Source organism: Bacillus sp. EB600 (assembly GCF_024494385.1).
Lineage (GTDB): Bacteria > Bacillota > Bacilli > Bacillales > Cytobacillaceae > JAEVLT01.
Map to the genome: position 1 here is coordinate 1 of NZ_JAEVLT010000016.1, position 16,805 is coordinate 16,805.

Below are 16,805 nucleotides of genomic sequence, written 5' to 3' on the forward strand. Positions count from 1 at the left end.
ATTCAAAAGTTAATCAAAAGTCAACTACAACAATGGATCGCAGGCTTGCCCAGCTATATCAAGGCATACCTGCCTATTTCAGTGTGCGAAAGTTGAGTTAATAATAATACATGTGAAAAGATCAGGTTTCGGGCAGGGAGATCGAAACCTGATCTTTTTTAATTTTTTTTATGAGTTCTATTCTTTTAAGATTAAAAAATAGGATGAAATCGCCTTTAGTTTCCTAATCATTTAATCATTGTACATCCACATTCCCTTGATAATCCCTCTTTGAAGATTGTATTTTACCCTTTATTAGTGCAATCCCATAAAGGATAAGAAACAGAACCATAAATAGTGCTGAAATTCGATACATTTCTGAATTACTTGTAACATCAGCGACAAACCCTAGCAACATAGAACCAACAGCAATTCCAAAATCAATCGAATTGAAAAACATAGCATTCGCTATTCCTCTTTTCTCCGGTGTAACACGTTTAATTGTCCATGCTTGCAAGGAAGGCTGTAAAATGCCGAAGCCTAACCCATAAACTATCCCGGATAAGAGAAAAACAAAAGGCGTTGTTGTAAATGACAATAAAACAAGAGCAAGAATTGTTAGGATCGTACCTGGAATCAAAACTGCAGCAGGGCCCTTTTTATCAAAAAGCTTACCTGCTATTGGTCGAACTAATATAATTGCTAAAGCATTGCACAGAAAAAAATAACCAGGATTCATTATGTGCAACTCTTTACCAAATACGGCTATAAAACTTATAATTCCGCCGTAAGTAAGCGACAAAAGCGTATTCAGAATACATGGAAGCATGATACCGCGATCCATTATTACTTTATGAAATTCTATAGTAGAAGCTTGAGTCGGTGTCTGTTGGTTTGGAACAAAGTGAATGAAAACAGTAAGTACGAATACCATGCATACCAAAAAGACAATGGAAGAAACAAGTATATTAAAACTATAGTTATTCAGAAGAGGCAGGCCAAGGGCGGGACCAAGCCCTAGAGCAATGCCTGCAGATAATCCAAAGTATCCCATCCCTTCTCCCATTCGATTTAATGGAATAATATCGGATACCATTGTCGCAGTCGTTGTACTCGTAAACCCAAATCCGATTCCCATCATAATACGCAGCATGACCAAGATGGCAACGATACTTCCCCAATAAAATCCAATAATAGAAAGTAAATAGATACAAAGTCCAATATAAAAGATCTTTTTTCTACTTGCAGTATCGAGAATTTTTCCTATAAATGTTCTTGTTACAACTGCTGCAAGGGCAAAAACGCTGATTACAATACCAGCGGTAAAACTAGTACCATGTAATGTTCCAACAACATAGACTGGCAAAGCAGGAACAATCATTTGTAAAGCTAAATATAATAGCATGTTTGAAGATGTTAACAAAATAAAATCTTTACTCCATAATTTCAATGGTTTTGTTTGAATCTTACCTCCCATTTGTATCCACCTCCCTTTTTATTAGACCTTCCTTTAATCTACTGTATAGTGTAAATTTTCCATGAAGTAAATAATAAACTCCGATTCCGGCTAGGACAATGAAGGTGCAATAAAAGTATAATGAACCATAGCCTACTTTTACCGTTGCAAGACCGAATAAAAAGGAACCAATTCCAAATCCAAAATCAAATATTGATAGGAATGTAGCCGTAGCCAAGGCCCTTTTATCAGCTGGTGCAATTTGAATGGCGATGGTCTGAAGACTTGGAAAGATGGTTCCCCAGCCTAAACCAATTAGGGCCGCTGAAAGAAGAAATATGAGTGATGATGTTGATACGCTAAGTAAATATGTACCAACAGCAAAAAGTAAAATTGCTGGATAGATAACTTTATTTGCTCCATATTGATCAAACCATTTCCCGGTAAACGGTCTAGAAATTAAAAGGACGATCGCATACACTACAAAGAAATAACTAGCTGCTTCAACTAAACCAATCCTTTTGGCATATACAGACACAAAGGAAACAATCGCAGAATAAGCCAGTGCAAAAAAAGCAGAAATCAATGAAATGGGAATAGCAGAACCCTCAAATAACGACTTAATTCCTTTATTTGATTCTATTTCTTTGACTTCTTGTGTTACTGTCTTTTTAGGAATTCGAACGAAAAAGCCTGCTATCAGAGCAAATAGGGCCAATAATGCATTAATGTAGAACATTGAATTTGTTCCTGCATGGTGCATAATCGTTAATCCTAAAAAAGGCCCAATTACCATACCGAGATTGAGTGTTAAACCATAATAGCCCATCCCTTCACCTTTTCGTGATTCAGGGATGAGATCAGCTACGATGGCTCCGGTAGCTGTCGTTGCCATTCCAAATCCAATTCCATGAAAAAAGCGAAGAATAAGTAGTTGTGTGATCGATTGCGTTATAAAATAAAAAAAGGATGAACCGCAAACAATTAAGAAAGCTATCAAAAGAACAGGATACTTTCCAATCCTTTCTATCCATTTTCCCGCGAATGGGCGAGTAATGATCGCTGCAATTAAAAAAATGGTAACAATAAGCCCAGCTTCCGATTCATTACCATTTAGTCCTTGCAGAGCATAAATCGGTAAAGTAACCAATAGATAGTAAAATGTTGTAAAGGCAAGAAAATTAGCGATTGCAATACTAATAAAATTTTTTGTCCATAATTTTGGTTTGAGCAATAGATTCCCTCCAATATTCAAGCATTATTAAAAAGTATTTAATTTTCGAAAAATATTAAATACTTGCTGTTAGTCATAATATCATGTATAAATTTATATGAATAATATTAATAAAGTTACTTTTATATATGTTTATCATATATATTGGAGGTTAAAAGTGGACATAAGACAGTTACGCTATTTTACCGCTATCGCTGAAGAAGGCCAAATATCTCTAGCGGCTAAAAAATTAAATATGGCCCAGCCCCCTTTAAGCCAGCAGCTTCAGCTGATGGAAGAAGAGCTGGGAGTAAAATTAGTAGAACGAAAAAGAAACGGAAAAAAGATGGAACTTACGGAAGCGGGGAGGGTTCTCTACGAAAAGGCTCAAAGTGTTTTACATTTATTTAGTGAATCTATAAAGGAAGTAAAAGAGATTGGCGAGGGTTTGCAAGGAACGTTATCAATTGGTGTGGTACCATCCTGTGTTTCCTATCTTCCTAATAGAATTCAATGTTTCCACCAAAGATTTCCCCTGGTTTCCTTTAAAATATGGGGAGGGGATCCATATGAAATTAGAAAACACTTAGAATACCGGAAAATAGAGCTTGCAATTGTTCGTTTTCCCTTGGAAATGAAAGGGCTTTCGATGGTTCAATTAAAAAAAGAGCCATTTGTATTTGTTGCTCCAAAGGTTTGGAAGACATTTCCCCTGAGTGAAAAGATTTCATTAATCGAAATCAAGGATATTCCTTTACTATTAACCCATCGAACGAAAGGAGAAGGGGTATACGAAAAAATCATAGAAGAATGTAACCGTTTTGCATTTCACCCAACTGTTTTGTGCCACTGTCCTGATGTAAATATCCTCCTTTCTTTAGTAGCTTCTGGCGTTGGAGCAAGTATACTTCCTAAATCTTCCATTCCGGCATTTTTAAATGAGGATGTAAATGTATTGGAGATAGTGGATTCCTCTCTCCAATCGGATATAGCACTAATATGGCTGGAAAATCGGTATATATCAAAAGCTGCTAGGAGCTTTATTGAATGTTTTAATTAAACTTCAGTATTCGAAACAGTATGACAGAACATTTGTATGCTCTACACAAAATGTAAGAGAGGATGACACCCAGTAAAATAAATCCTCACATAATGGAGCCGATGATTCCTTATACATAGAAGTCATCGGCTATTTTCATTGATATTTAACTTAATGGTACCGCGTTTTGTTGGCAGGATTCCAAAGAAGTTTTTACCATACTTAGCCTTATGCGTATAATACAGCTGTTAATTGAGTTTCCGAGGTATTCGGATGAAATAGTGTTCTCATAATTGCTTGATAACATAAAAATGTTATACTGTTAAATAGTTCGAATATATTCGAACTATGAAACGAATAAATAAGGTAAGAATATAGAATTATATGGTGCACCGCCATATAGAACAGGAGGAAACACAATGAAACAATCAATACAGGAAAAACTATTTGAGACTGTTCAAGTTGGCGCTTGGAACTTAAGAACCCGTACGGCTATGGCACCGATGACACGCTGTTTTGCTGACGACCAGACAGGTGTTGTAGGCCAAGATGTGGTCGAGTATTACCGGAAACGCGCGGCAGATGGTATCGGTCTTATTATTACAGAAGGAACAGTCATCAGTCCACGAGGAAAAGGAAATCCGAGAGTGCCAGGTCTGTATACTGCAGAACAAATGACAGCATGGAAAAAAGTGACCGATGCTGTTCATTCAGAAGGAGGCACGATTATTGCTCAGATTTGGCATGTAGGAAGACTTACACATCACGAATTAGCAGGAGGCCTTCCTCCACAGGCACCATCCTCCGTTCAAAAAGAAGGATTAGTTCATCGTTTACGCAAACCATATGATTTGCCTGAGGAGATGTCGATTGAAGAGATTCATGAAGTGGTACGCCAATATGCTCAAGCGGCAAAAAATGCAATAATAGCTGGCTTTGATGGAGTAGAGATACACGGAGCTCATGGATACTTGATTGACCAATTCAATTCTGACCTTACTAATAAGCGAACGGACCGCTATGGTGGAGAATTTGCTCAGCGCCTTACTTTTATGAAAGAAGTATTAACTGCTGTCATTGATGCAATTGGTGCGGAACGCACATTAATTCGCTTCTCTATTATGGCAGGCGGGTATACAAACACCGTATTGAAGGATCCAGAACAAGCTATTCGGACATTTACTGATGCTTTTAAAGAAGTGGGAGTAAAAATGATCCACCCCTCTACGATGGAATTTCAGCAAGTGCTTGCTGATGGGAAAACGCTGCATCAACTAGTGCGAAAATACTGGGATGGTGTCATTATCGGGGTAGGTCATTTAAATCCAGAAATAGCTGAACAAGCTTTGCGAGAGGGAACAATCGATATAGCTGCATTTGGCCGGCCGCTCCTTGCCAACCCTGATTTTCTGCATCGTATCAAAAATGGTCAAGAATTAATTGAATATGATGTCAATAAGCATTTGTCTACACTTGTGTAAAGATATAAATGGAATAAGTAATTTTGTAGGAGGATAACAACAATGAAGGTAAATAAATTAGGTGTTGGAATCATTGGAGCAAGTCCGAATGGTGGATGGGGTAGCATGGGGCACATCCCTGCGTTACAAGCGTTGCCAAATTTTGAAGTGACAGCGGTAAGTACCACCCGTCAAGAGAGTGCAAATGAAACATCTAAACGTTTTGGGATTCCTCACGCATTTACTGACCCTTATGAACTTTCGATTCATCCTGATGTAGATATTGTTACTATCACTGTTAGGGTTCCGGAACATGACAAATTGGTACGAGCAGCATTAAGTGCCGGTAAACATGTGTACTGCGAATTTCCTCTGGGGCGTACAACGAAGGAAGCAGCCGATCTTCTTCAAATTGCGGAGGGAAAAGGGGTTCGTCATATTATCGGGCTTCAAGCCCGAGCAAATCCTGCAGTGAATTATGTCAAGGATCTCATTTCAAGTGGTTATGTTGGTAAAGTTCTATCGGTAAATGTAAGCTATTCACTACCGCCCTTTCCGGCCGCCAGTGGTACGATTGATCAGGCACACCGTTATATTCTCGATAAAGCAAATGGAGCAAACCAGCTGACCATTGGGAGTGGACATTTGCTAGATGGAATCACATACATGTTGGGACAATTCTCTGAGGTATCAGCGATTTTAGGGACACAATTTAAAAACGTAAAGGTTATGGAAACGGGAGAAATCATTCAAGCAACTTCACCAGACTATGTTCTGGTAAATGGATTCATGGAAAATGGAGCAATCATATCAAGTCATGTACGTAATACTATTGTTGCAGGGTTAACATTGGAAATCAATGGTACGGAAGGGGATCTTGTGATGGTTTCCAAGGATAAGATGATGTTTCAAATGGATCCGTTTATTTTAAAAGGGGCCCAAGGGGAAAATAAAGACTTCGAAGAATTGACGATTCCTTCGCAATATTACTGGGTACCTTCCGAGTTGAACTATGGGCCTTCTTTTAATGTTGCACAACTTTATTCTGAATTTTATAAAGATATCCGTGAAAATACCTATAACACTCCTGACTTTAACACGGCGGTTAAAATGCATCATTTATTCGATACAATAGAGAAAGCCGCCGAAACAGGTATTCGCCAAAAAGTTTAAATTGGTGGAGAAGTAGAAATTTTGAAATAACGCTACCTAGTTTAATTGAAACCATCACCTTGCCACCAATGTATTGTTATAAGTCGGGTTCGTATCATTAAAGAATGTATGCTGCCCATTTGGATATACGATAGCCACTGCATACGGCGTTCCAACTAATTCGATTCATTCAGTTTCCTGCAACACTATTAATTTAAATAAAGGATTCTTGTTATGACAGTGCCAATCGCTATTTCCAAGTTCTGCTCCGGTTACCGAAAACTTTCCATATTGGGCTATCAAGTAAAGAATTTCAAACACTGGCTTCCTATGATTGAAATAAATTAAATAAACAAAAATAGCATTACCATGTATTAGCAAAAAGGGCAGTATCACGTTATGATACGTGCCCTTTTTACATGCTATATATTTATTTAGGAATTTTCTATTTACAACGATTTATGGTCAAAAGAAACTCTATTACTTTCATTTATTCATTCAGTAAATACATAAAAATGATAGATTCGAGTTCTATCCGGCATTTCGGTTACATATGTATGTAAGGGAAAAACAAAAGAAGGGTGATAAAAATGGCTGGCAATAAACTTTGGTCTCCATAAGAAAATAAATTAATTCTTCCACATCGAACAGAACTATCTAACATGCTTAAATTAATATAGATAGAAAGAATTAGGAGAGGGGATAAAAAATTGGAACTTTTATTTGAACAATGTGAACATAACCAGTCGGAAGAATCTTGTGAAGAGTGTACTCCAACAAAAGAAATGGAAGTGAACTCCATTACATCTGAATACGATTATAATAAAAGACTGTGGTTTTAATATAAAAAGAGTGGCCTTGGTATTATTTCCTACAGGTTGACAGTAAAAATAGATTATACGGGAGATGGTAAGTTAAAACAGTGTTGCCATTGACTTATAGATAGTAATGAAATAGTTATCAAGAGTGGCCGTATATAAAATCTTGATCTTTTAACAGGTGTGATGAAGAAACAGGAAAAGCAATTTTATTTTTTATCCGGGACTTGGCAGGAACTTCTATGTTCTTACATAGTAAGATAATAGATGGACAATATCTACATGAAAGTTACAGGCTGTTTAAGAGCCGGTTACATTTTCGTAACTGGCTCTTGTAAAAAAAATGAATCACTATCAAACTAAATGTTTCATCAATAATAAAATCAAATAATATCCAAAGAAATTTTTTTAATCGGTGCCGGGAAAATTTTATCAAGCCTTGCTAAATCTTCTGCTGTTAATTCGATCGAAGCTGCCTCCGCATTTTCCTTTATATGCTCCAACTGTACAGCCTTTGGGATCGCAATAACATGATTAGAACGGATCGACCAAGCCAGAATAATTTGCATCGGTTTAACACTATGCTCCTCGGCAATAGAGCGGACAGTGGCATCCGTTAGAAGCTGCTTCCTCAAGGAGCCTCCTTGGGCAACTGGACTATAGGCCATAATTGGCATTTGCTGGCTTTTATGCCATGGCAGCAGATCAAACTCAATCCCCCTGGATCCTAAATGATAGAGAACCTGATTGGTCATACAGTTTGCACCATTTGGGATCGTAAATAACTCTTCCATGTCATCCATGTCAAAATTAGATACACCCCAACGCAGAATTTTACCTTCCTTTTTTAACTTTTCCATTCCTTCAACGGTTTCTTTTAAAGGAATCTGGCCTCTCCAGTGTAAAAGATACAAGTCTAAATGATCGGTCTTGAGCCGTCTCAAACTATTCTCACAAGCCACCACAATTTTATTTCGTCCTGCATTATGAGGATAGACCTTGGAGACGAGAAATACCTGTTCTCTAAGGCCCTTGATTGCTTCTCCTACAACTGATTCTGCACCGCCGCTGCCATACATTTCGGCCGTGTCAATTAACGTCATTCCTAATTCAATTCCGAGCCGAAGTGCTTTCACTTCCTGCTCTTTCATCCCTTGTTTTTCTCCCATATTCCATGTTCCCTGGCCTAAAAGGGGAACAGAAGTACCATCCGGAAATGAAACAACTCGCATACCAGGCGAATTACTATTTTTTGGCTTTTTATTCATATACTTTCCACCTTTCTCGATGTTGCATTTTAAAATGATGATCACTAAATTGGGTGCCATTCAAGCCAGTAGGACATTTTCTTTGTGAGAAGAACACCCCGCCAACAAACCCCCTAAGATAATGTTGATTAAAACTTTTTCATTTTTCCCCCTTGTTTTTCTCTTTAAATACTTTTTGTACATTTCTTCCAATTATTAGTATGAAAGAATAAAAGTGGATTAGCTATAGAAGGTTAGATGTTAAAGACATATCCAGTCAGTTGAGCCGCCACTGAACTTCGCCAGAAAGATCGCAAACGCATTTAGAACATTAACCAGTTATCCAATTCAAGAAGCCAAATAATCAAAACATACTAAAGACCAAAATAAATGGCATCAGTGCCAGGCATCAAAAAAACACTTTTTTACAGAAAAAAGCTATCAAAACATACATGGAATTGTCCGGAAAAAAATAAAAAAAGCTGAAATGTACAAATTCTCAACTTGTATATTTCAGCTTTTTTTATTGAAAATAGAAAGAAAACCGGCATAATTTCGGATAATTTATAATTTGGAATATTAAAGAAAACTGCCCGATTTAATCCACCTTTCGGGTTCATTTTTTTAAAAGATTCTTAGAAATTTAAAGATGAAATATTGTATGGATGCAAGTGTTGCTAAAAATGAAAAGTTGTAAATACTAAATTTGATTAAATACTCTTTGCTCTCTTTACGGTTAGCCTGAATGTACAGTTTATAGGAGATTACACTGGCTAAAGACGCGATAATGGTTCCAAGTCCTCCGATATTAACTCCTAATAATAAGGGCTTCCAATCAGAAGTAAAGTTTGATAGGAGGATGGTAGCAGGCACATTGCTGATCAATTGACTTACAAATATGGAACTAAAAAAGACCGATGTACCTCCTCTTAAATTGGCGTGAGCAAATGCTTTCATTGCATTCGAGTTTGATATATTACCAATAAAAATAAAAAAACAGACAAAGGTAATCAGAAGTAAATAATCAATCTTAAATAGTAATTTTCTATTCAAAATAAATACTGTCATCAATGTGATGATAAGCGCAATGTAATAATGGATGACTCCAAAAATAGACGTGATAATAATAACAAGAATTAGGCTCCAGACTCCAGCTTTTTTTCGATCCTCTATGGCAATGACAGGAAGTTCTATTTTTAATTCTGTTTTATGAAGTTTTTGAGTAACGATAAACAACGAACTGATGCCAAGCACAGCTAATAACAGAATTGAACCAAAAAATGGGATCGGCTTAATTCCATAGTAAGAATAGATGTACAAATTTTGCGGATTCCCCATAGGTGTCAGGCTGCTTCCGATATTTGCTGCAATTGTCTGCAGGATGATCGTATTGATCATATTCATTTGTGTCTTCTTACTTATGACAAGTGTTATGGGTACAAAAGTGAGCAAAGCCACATCATTCGTTACAAACATAGAGCAAATAAAGCATAACAAAATCAGAATACCTGATATTGTCCTGCTGTTATTGCATTTATTTAATATAGCAACTGCAAATTTGTCTAATAACTTTAGCTCTTCAAAGGCCTTTATGGCCACCATTAGATTAAATAAGCTAACTAGCACTTTAAAGTTAATATATTCAAGCCTTGGCGGATGTATAAAACAGCTGACAACTGCCAGTATCAGTGAAATGGTAAGCACTATGTCCTTTTTTAGAAAACCAAATTTCAAAAGTATTCTTTTTTTATTTAATATTAATTCTTTCACGATGCACCACCTGTAAACTATGTTAATTGAAAGAAGAGTAATTCTTACCCTAAATAAGAATTCTCTCCATTATCCAACAAAGGACATAGATTACAATAAATTTAATATTTTTTAATTAGTTGTTTTATAATCCAAACGGACCATTACGGTGAAGTGCTATAAACTAGGAAACAGATAGCTCCGTTTGTTTAATTATTTTCTTTTTTTTTCAATTTGTCGTCAACTGTGTTTGTTTCGGAAACGGCGCTCTCACCAAACCAAATTCTGATTCGTTCTCTGGCCTTTTCTTTGACTGATTCATCAATATACATTGCGATAGTAACAAGAGCACCAAACATACTGCCTAAATCATCCGTATAGCCTCCTGGAACCATATCCGGAATTAAATCAATCGGAGAAATAAAATATCCCAATGCTCCAATAATCACCGCTTTAGCCCAAATTGGTGTTTCCTTTTTCTGAAGAGTATAGAATAATAACAACGCTACATATACAACGGATACTCCAGCTTTTTTACCATACTTTTTTACTTTATCCCAGAATGATTCTTCCGAAAAGTTAGTGGAATAATCTTTTGACAACTTTTTGCATCCCCTTAGTAAGAAGTTAATATTAGTATAAATCTATAAACTTATTTTACTCCAATTAGTTTAAATAGGGTCTTTTTAGACAAGCTGATTCTTCTACCTGCCTACACCAATTGGTAAAGCAAAAAGAAAAATTACATCGTCAAGAGAAGCTTGAAAAGCGTAATGCACATATTATTGTAATATAATTGTAATCCGGCTGTGACTTCGTTGTTATTCCTCTCTAGTATTATGAAACTATCAAATCACAGGAGGACAACAACTAATGCTAAAGAAATTCATCGTAGCTATTGCAATCCTTGTTTCTTTTAGCTCAGTGTTTGCCAACACTAGTGATAAAGCGGAAGCAGCAACATATAATTATCATACAGCAGCCGTCCATATCGCTGAATCATATATCGGGGTTCCATATCGTTGGGGTGGTATGTCGCCAGCCGGTTTTGACTGTTCAGGCTTGGTGAAGTATTCCTATGCAAAAGCAGGTAGAACATTGTACCGCACTGCCGCACAAATGTATTATGGAAATGGGTACAGACCTTCAAACCTTCAGATCGGCGACTTATTATTTTATGCACCAACAAAAGCCAGTGCACCGACACATGTTGCGATCTACATCGGATACGGAAAAATGATTATGGCTTCTTCATCAAAAGGAGTAATCATCACTTATACAAGCAACCCATATTGGCATGCAAGATATATTGGAGCAAAACGAGTGTAAAGATCATCGGAGACGATGGTCTTTTTTTTTGTTTCCTAAAGAAGATCAATTGACGGCGGTTCCATCCATCCATCACTGGGTGATACCTTACCACAAATAGCAGTTGAATTTGGAACAACGATTAAGCAGTTACAGCCCTGGAATCGGATCACCAACCCATATAAAATTATAGGCGGCTAACTACTGAATGGGTATGAATGAATCTAATTATTTTGAAATGTTGACAGATGTCATTCTATTAAAGGAGGGGGCTGTCAGGTACTTTCCCAGACAGCAGATCCTTAACCCAATACAATTTCCTCTACTTTTTGGAACCTCTATATTTTGCTTTTGTTAACTCATTTATATATTCCTCAAGCTCCGGCATTTCAGCTTCTCTTGCTAAATGTATTGATAATTCAATATCATAAGGAACGCGAACAAGCTGAATCGAAAACACTCCATTTTCGGATTGGTTATATTCTCCTTCAAGAATTGCATAGGAGGCTTGGGCGATATCGAGCGGATTGCCCACACTGCCTACGTTGCATAATAGTTTACCTTTTATTATTTGCTGGTAGGCATTATGAACATCTCCATAGCAAACGACATCCGGTTCCCTTTTACCTGCTATATTTTCCGTTGATTCTGTGTTTTCGAACATACTTAAGCGACGGTCGAGTGAGTCCCACGGTTGTATTCTTTCATACACGCTTCGCGGTGAAGCATGATACATTCTGACTAGTTTTCCACTCATCATAAACTCTACAGAAAACGGCAGTTCTTTTAAATAATTCATTTGTTGTTTCGTTAATTGATTTTGGTGCCACTTGATAGTATTGGATTCTTGAGGTTTGGGGAAAAAATCATCCCAATTGCCTCTAATCACTGAGTCACAATGCTTTTGGATCATTTGTATTGCCATGCTTGATTGTGGTCCCTTACCAACTAAATCACCGAGGCAAATGATTCTCTTAATGTTTCTCGAATCGATGTCAGCAAGGACTGATTCCAGTGCAGGGATATTTCCATGAATGTCTGAAATAACAGCGATTTTTTCCACTTTTACAAAACTCCTAACGATTTATGCGAAAATAATTCTCGACTTGTCTCCTCGTATACAATCATTTATTTTAGTTTTTATTTTATACCAAAGTATAGAAGAATAAAAAAAATAGGCTTAAATAAAGAATTAAGTGCTGATTTGCAACCATATTTTAAAAGACATAGTGTTAGAACACAATATTTACGAGAAGTCAAAATTAGCTACAAGTATTTCTGATACACTTAAATTAAGAGAGTATTTGCAACAGGATAAAATTATATAATGCTCAAAATCGTGTGGATATGAAAAAACTTCCACACGATTTTTTCTTTGCAATAAAGAATCCTCAACTAAAAAGTCAATGCCAGAACTATATTCTGGTAATACATGAACGTTACAAGGATAAATTTGACATTGAAATGGCAGACATCTGATCACTGCCTTATTTTGACCAGGATGAGAAAAACAACCCACCGCGGGCAGTAAAAGAAATTAAGGAATCAATCGCAAGTGCTGATGGAGTTATTATCTTTACTCCAGAATATAATTGGTCCATTCCAGGAGTCTTAAAGAATGCTCAAGATTGGTCTTTAAGAGTTGATAAAGTTTTCATTGATAAACCAGTAATGGCTTTAGGCGCTACTATTGGCATGCTCGGTACCGTTCGTGCTCAAATGCACTTGCGTGAACTCCTAGCCTCTCCTCGAATTCAAGCAAAAATACTTCCACCAGGAGGAAATGAGGTACTGATTAATTTTGCGAATTAGGAGTTTGATGAACAAATAGGTCATTTGGTTGATGAAGGGGCACTAAGATTCTTAGATAGTAAAGTAGATACGTTTATTGATTTTGTAAAGTCAGGCTTAAAATCTGGGGGCCAGACCCCAGGTGCGTTAATGCTTTAACGAACTGGGGATCAGGCATCTTTTTCATTTTTTTCATTCGTAACGCTTGAAAAGAACGCCATTTTCCTTAGCAATATGAAGGAAAATATCATCTGCTAATTCATGGAGTTTCAAATAGGCAGCCTTCATGGATGGACAGGCATACTCCGGTGGCGTAAAATCGTTAGTCTCTTTGATTAGGTGCTTAATAGTCTGTCCGGCGCCATCATGTTCGCCTTCCAATTCGAGAATGTTCGAACGAATCGCCGCCCTTTCCTCTGGCGTTTTATTAAGATTGCACATGGCAGGGAAGAGTTCTTTTTCCTCTTTTGCGAAATGCTCCTCCAACTCCATCTTTAACTTGCTTAAGTTATGATGAAGCATCAAAACCAGTTCTTTGCCATGATCATAGTGGGCGAGCAAAATCTTATTCAAAAGCTGATCCAATTCCCTTAGCAGAACACGCTCTGGTTGATGATGGATTTCAAGGATAAGGTCGATGAGCTGTTCATCTGATAGCTCCGTCACAGATATTTCTTTGTCTGGTTTAGCTAAAAATTCATCGTATTCATTCTGTACCTCAGTAATGAAATTTGATGAAAGCCCTGCTTCTTTTATGGCGGCTTCAAGCGTACGATCCCCCTGACAACAGTAATCTATGTGCAGTTCATTCAGGCGTGAAGTGATGGCAGGGAAATAGGTTACCAGTTCTCCAAGATGTGTTTGACTGTTGATAGAAATCATTTGATTCATTAGAATATCCTCCTCGTTTTTATGAAAGTTATTTGGTTGGCAATTTGTTTTCTTCTTCCTTGCATTCATTCTATTTCATACCGAAGATAGTAACCTTGATTAAAATCAATTTTTAGGAAATATCGATTTTGCAAGTTTTGAGCATCAGGCACTCTAGTTAAATGATGCCTTAGTGATTTATGCCAAGAGAGGATTTTGAACATGCAGAAATGGAAGTAGAGAAGGCAGATTTGTTTATCGTTTTGGGATCATCCTTAAGTGTGTCACCAGCCAATCATTTTCCGATTATTGCAAAACAGCATGGAGCAAAGTTGGTCATTATCAATTTGGAGAAAACAGATCTGGACTCAAAGGCCAATCTAGTCATAAATGGAGCAAAGTTGGCCGGTTGTTGGAAATATTGGATGAATCTTTTTAAAAGAGAAAGTAAGCTTACAATGGGGAAGGTGGAGAGGAAAATGGCATCTATAATGTCTTAGCCGATGGAACCTATTCGAAATCAGTAGCCTTCAAAACGGTCTTTAAGGTTAAAAATAAGGAAATTTTTATCGTGCCGCTTCCATCCGTCTTCTGCCAATAACGGCAATTGGCCTAGTAATTGCTAGGAAGACCTTCGAAGTATCGTTTTTATTTACTGGAAGTTATTATTGTTATATATCTGAGAATCAATTAAATCATTATCAATAACAATATTTGTATTAGATTTTACCATAGTAGTACCTACCGATCTTCCCATTCCCTCATTCCGTTTGCCGTGTGCACTCCACCCATTTGACAAATTATCCCCAATTGAAACAGCGGCGTTGGTATGTAGTGAATTTACATTTATTTCTTTAACATCAATGTTATTAACTTGTTGTGTTCCATCCATATATGTCACAGCTCTACTTTCAATGGGGGTGTCAATTACATCATTATCGATGACTAAACCAAAATTATCCGATACGGTAGAATTAGTAACAGAACCAAACCCATGATTACTTTTATAATGTGATGACCAATTATTAACATTATTTATTCCAACAAAAATTCCAGACGACGTATCAATCGAGGTGACGTTAATTCCATTTAAAATGAGATTGTTCATTATTTTTTTCCGCATCTTAGCCTCCAACTTAATGGTATAAGTCAATAAACTGGAAAAAATAAAAAAATAAATTATACATAATTTCGTTCTAGTTATGCACCGAACCTTTAAATATCCGACAAAAGAGATAAGTCATGAAAAATACATCTTATAACAAAGTATGATATTATGACTGTCCTTGTTCTTCGATTGTTTTAAGTTGCCTGACTCCATTACATAAACTTGTTATTGGTGGAAGTCTTTTTTTGTACAAGAAAATATAAGAGGGGTGCGTTTTTGTAGGCACATTGGGGTAGAGTTAGTTGAATAAGCAATACATCGTCACTCACAAAAGAAAAGCCTAATCAACATTGGTATACAGTTGCAACAGTTTGTATTGGAGCTTTTGCAGCGTTAGATGGAACAGGACATGCATATCAAGGCATAAATTAAAACATGAACTTAAAAAGTTGAAATCGATTTAACTGACTTTCAAATTAATGAAAACAGTAAAATATTTAAAAATACAGATAAGAGGTGAGTTTTTTGGCAATTCCTTTATTAGTCGGGGCAATCAACATAAATTCCCAAAATACAAATTCAGCAACATCTATCGGAGAAAACCAATTATCTGGTTGGTCATCTCATAGGAAGACAAACAATGGAGTAGGTCTTCAGATTGGAATCTTCACTAATACATTAAATTACACCATTATTATTGACAGTGATGTAAATGATGGAAATATTTTTGATCCAGATATACTTCCTGCAGTCCAAGGTCAAGCTATCTAATTATCTATAAATAATTAAATCCTAAAATTATTGTATTCATATTCATACTAAGATATGGGCACTTTTTAATGGGTGGGGGGAATGAAAAAAGACTGACTATAATAAATCAGTCCCGGCCGCACTCTTGAACGTTTCGATGTCAATGTTGTAAATCATTGTTGCACTTCATGTTGTGTGGAATGACCTAACCAGGAAATCCAAAAATGAGACGGCTTGCACAAAATTCAACAAGAAAAACTGTGCCATTTCCATACCAAATCCATTTCAAACCACAACGCACATAATTATTACAATTTCCATGTTTGGAGGTAAAGGATACACACTTGCCAGCCAAATAAACCGGACTCCCGGCGGATGGAATTTGGCGGATAAAAGTCATGGATTACGGTCGAAACAAGGTATATCAATGCCATCACGGCGGGTCTGTATACGGGCCGGAATATATAGTAGCCGCCTATAAAAATACTAGAGCAAAGAAAAGATGTATCACTCTGTTTCATTATTATTCTTGTCATCTTGATTATTCTCGTCATCTTGCTCTTCAATATTTAACTCTGAGTTTAACATCTCAGTTTGGATCTTATCGACTATTTGTTCATTTTTTGTTTGATCGAATCCATCATAATGAAAGGAATCACTAATACCATTTTCATCAATTGTCGCTAAAATTTCGCGGATATCATTATGATCACCGGAGATCGAGCCAAATCCCTGATTTTGTTTCTTATAATTGACAAAACCACTGGGAAGATTGTTCCCAAGATTTACACATGAGGCACCTTCGACCGTTCCAATTGAAATCGAACCGATAAAAAATGAGGGGGAAAAACGTTTCAATAGCAGC

Annotated in this window: 15 protein-coding genes and 2 pseudogenes; 8 read left to right on the plus strand and 9 right to left on the minus strand. The window is 36.7% G+C overall.

Going from position 1 to position 16,805, the window contains the following annotated elements; all coding sequences use genetic code 11:
- Positions 1-235: 235 nt before the first annotated feature.
- Together JN080_RS16300 and JN080_RS16305 are read right to left on the minus strand one after the other, a co-directional pair.
- Positions 236-1,456, minus strand: coding sequence for an MFS transporter (locus JN080_RS16300; RefSeq protein WP_256237051.1), 1,221 nt, complete (start codon positions 1,454-1,456; stop codon positions 236-238).
- A complete protein-coding gene (locus tag JN080_RS16305) occupies positions 1,446-2,669 on the minus strand; it encodes an MFS transporter (protein WP_256237052.1) in 1,224 nt (407 codons plus the stop codon). The genes JN080_RS16300 and JN080_RS16305 overlap by 11 nt, the downstream gene beginning before the upstream one ends.
- 157 nt (positions 2,670-2,826) lie before the next feature.
- On the opposite strand from JN080_RS16305, the gene JN080_RS16310 reads away from it, so the two are divergent.
- The 3 genes and pseudogenes from JN080_RS16310 to JN080_RS16320 all read left to right on the plus strand — a co-directional run bounded on the left by JN080_RS16310 (position 2,827) and on the right by JN080_RS16320 (position 6,320).
- Positions 2,827-3,708, plus strand: coding sequence for a LysR family transcriptional regulator (locus JN080_RS16310; protein WP_256237053.1), 882 nt, complete (start codon positions 2,827-2,829; stop codon positions 3,706-3,708).
- Between the two features lie 416 nt (positions 3,709-4,124).
- Positions 4,125-5,168: pseudogene (locus tag JN080_RS16315) on the plus strand (alkene reductase); the annotation flags it as partial.
- 42 nt (positions 5,169-5,210) lie between these two features.
- Positions 5,211-6,320, plus strand: coding sequence for a Gfo/Idh/MocA family protein (locus JN080_RS16320; RefSeq protein WP_256237055.1), 1,110 nt, complete (start codon positions 5,211-5,213; stop codon positions 6,318-6,320).
- A gap of 1,180 nt (positions 6,321-7,500) precedes the next feature.
- Here JN080_RS16320 and JN080_RS16325 read toward each other — a convergent pair.
- The gene (locus JN080_RS16325; RefSeq protein ID WP_305474056.1) at positions 7,501-8,385 is read right to left on the minus strand and encodes an aldo/keto reductase; all 885 of its coding nucleotides are present in this window, start codon (positions 8,383-8,385) and stop codon (positions 7,501-7,503) included.
- Positions 8,386-8,632: 247 nt separating this feature from the next.
- Between JN080_RS16325 and JN080_RS29650 the strand changes: the two are divergent.
- Positions 8,633-8,728: pseudogene (locus tag JN080_RS29650) on the plus strand (DUF1259 domain-containing protein); the annotation flags it as partial.
- A gap of 260 nt (positions 8,729-8,988) precedes the next feature.
- On the opposite strand, the gene JN080_RS16330 reads toward JN080_RS29650, so the two are convergent.
- Positions 8,989-10,134, minus strand: a complete 1,146-nt coding sequence (locus JN080_RS16330) for an SLC13 family permease (RefSeq protein ID WP_256237056.1) — start codon at positions 10,132-10,134, stop codon at positions 8,989-8,991.
- Between the two features lie 188 nt (positions 10,135-10,322).
- Positions 10,323-10,715, minus strand: coding sequence for a YkvA family protein (locus JN080_RS16335; RefSeq protein WP_256237057.1), 393 nt, complete (start codon positions 10,713-10,715; stop codon positions 10,323-10,325).
- Between the two features lie 271 nt (positions 10,716-10,986).
- On the opposite strand from JN080_RS16335, the gene JN080_RS16340 reads away from it, so the two are divergent.
- Positions 10,987-11,442 (plus strand): C40 family peptidase, encoded by a 456-nt coding sequence (locus JN080_RS16340; protein WP_256237058.1) that lies wholly within the window; start codon positions 10,987-10,989, stop codon positions 11,440-11,442.
- A gap of 301 nt (positions 11,443-11,743) precedes the next feature.
- On the opposite strand, the gene JN080_RS16345 is transcribed toward JN080_RS16340, so the two are convergent.
- Positions 11,744-12,484, minus strand: coding sequence for a metallophosphoesterase family protein (locus tag JN080_RS16345; RefSeq protein ID WP_256237059.1), 741 nt, complete (start codon positions 12,482-12,484; stop codon positions 11,744-11,746).
- A 419-nt stretch (positions 12,485-12,903) separates the two neighbouring features.
- Here JN080_RS16345 and JN080_RS16350 point away from each other — a divergent pair, with 419 nt between their 5' ends.
- On the plus strand, positions 12,904-13,233 hold the full coding sequence (locus JN080_RS16350; protein ID WP_256237141.1) for an NADPH-dependent FMN reductase: 330 nt from the start codon (positions 12,904-12,906) through the stop codon (positions 13,231-13,233).
- A 171-nt stretch (positions 13,234-13,404) separates the two neighbouring features.
- Here JN080_RS16350 and JN080_RS16355 read toward each other — a convergent pair whose 3' ends face one another.
- Positions 13,405-14,103 carry a DUF542 domain-containing protein gene (locus tag JN080_RS16355; protein ID WP_256237060.1) on the minus strand — a complete coding sequence of 233 codons (699 nt, stop codon included), beginning with the start codon at positions 14,101-14,103 and terminating at the stop codon, positions 13,405-13,407.
- Between the two features lie 179 nt (positions 14,104-14,282).
- On the opposite strand from JN080_RS16355, the gene JN080_RS16360 reads away from it, so the two are divergent.
- Complete coding sequence (locus JN080_RS16360; protein WP_256237062.1) at positions 14,283-14,582, plus strand: SIR2 family protein; 300 nt, start codon at positions 14,283-14,285, stop codon at positions 14,580-14,582.
- A gap of 152 nt (positions 14,583-14,734) precedes the next feature.
- On the opposite strand, the gene JN080_RS16365 is transcribed toward JN080_RS16360, so the two are convergent.
- Positions 14,735-15,205, minus strand: coding sequence for a hypothetical protein (locus JN080_RS16365; RefSeq protein ID WP_256237063.1), 471 nt, complete (start codon positions 15,203-15,205; stop codon positions 14,735-14,737).
- Positions 15,206-15,715: 510 nt separating this feature from the next.
- Here JN080_RS16365 and JN080_RS16370 point away from each other — a divergent pair.
- Positions 15,716-15,961, plus strand: a complete 246-nt coding sequence (locus tag JN080_RS16370; protein WP_256237064.1) for a hypothetical protein — start codon at positions 15,716-15,718, stop codon at positions 15,959-15,961.
- A 486-nt stretch (positions 15,962-16,447) separates the two neighbouring features.
- On the opposite strand, the gene JN080_RS16375 is transcribed toward JN080_RS16370, so the two are convergent.
- Positions 16,448-16,798: a hypothetical protein gene (locus JN080_RS16375; RefSeq protein ID WP_256237065.1), complete on the minus strand. Its 351-nt coding sequence runs from the start codon at positions 16,796-16,798 to the stop codon at positions 16,448-16,450.
- Between the last annotated feature and the right edge of the window lie 7 nt (positions 16,799-16,805).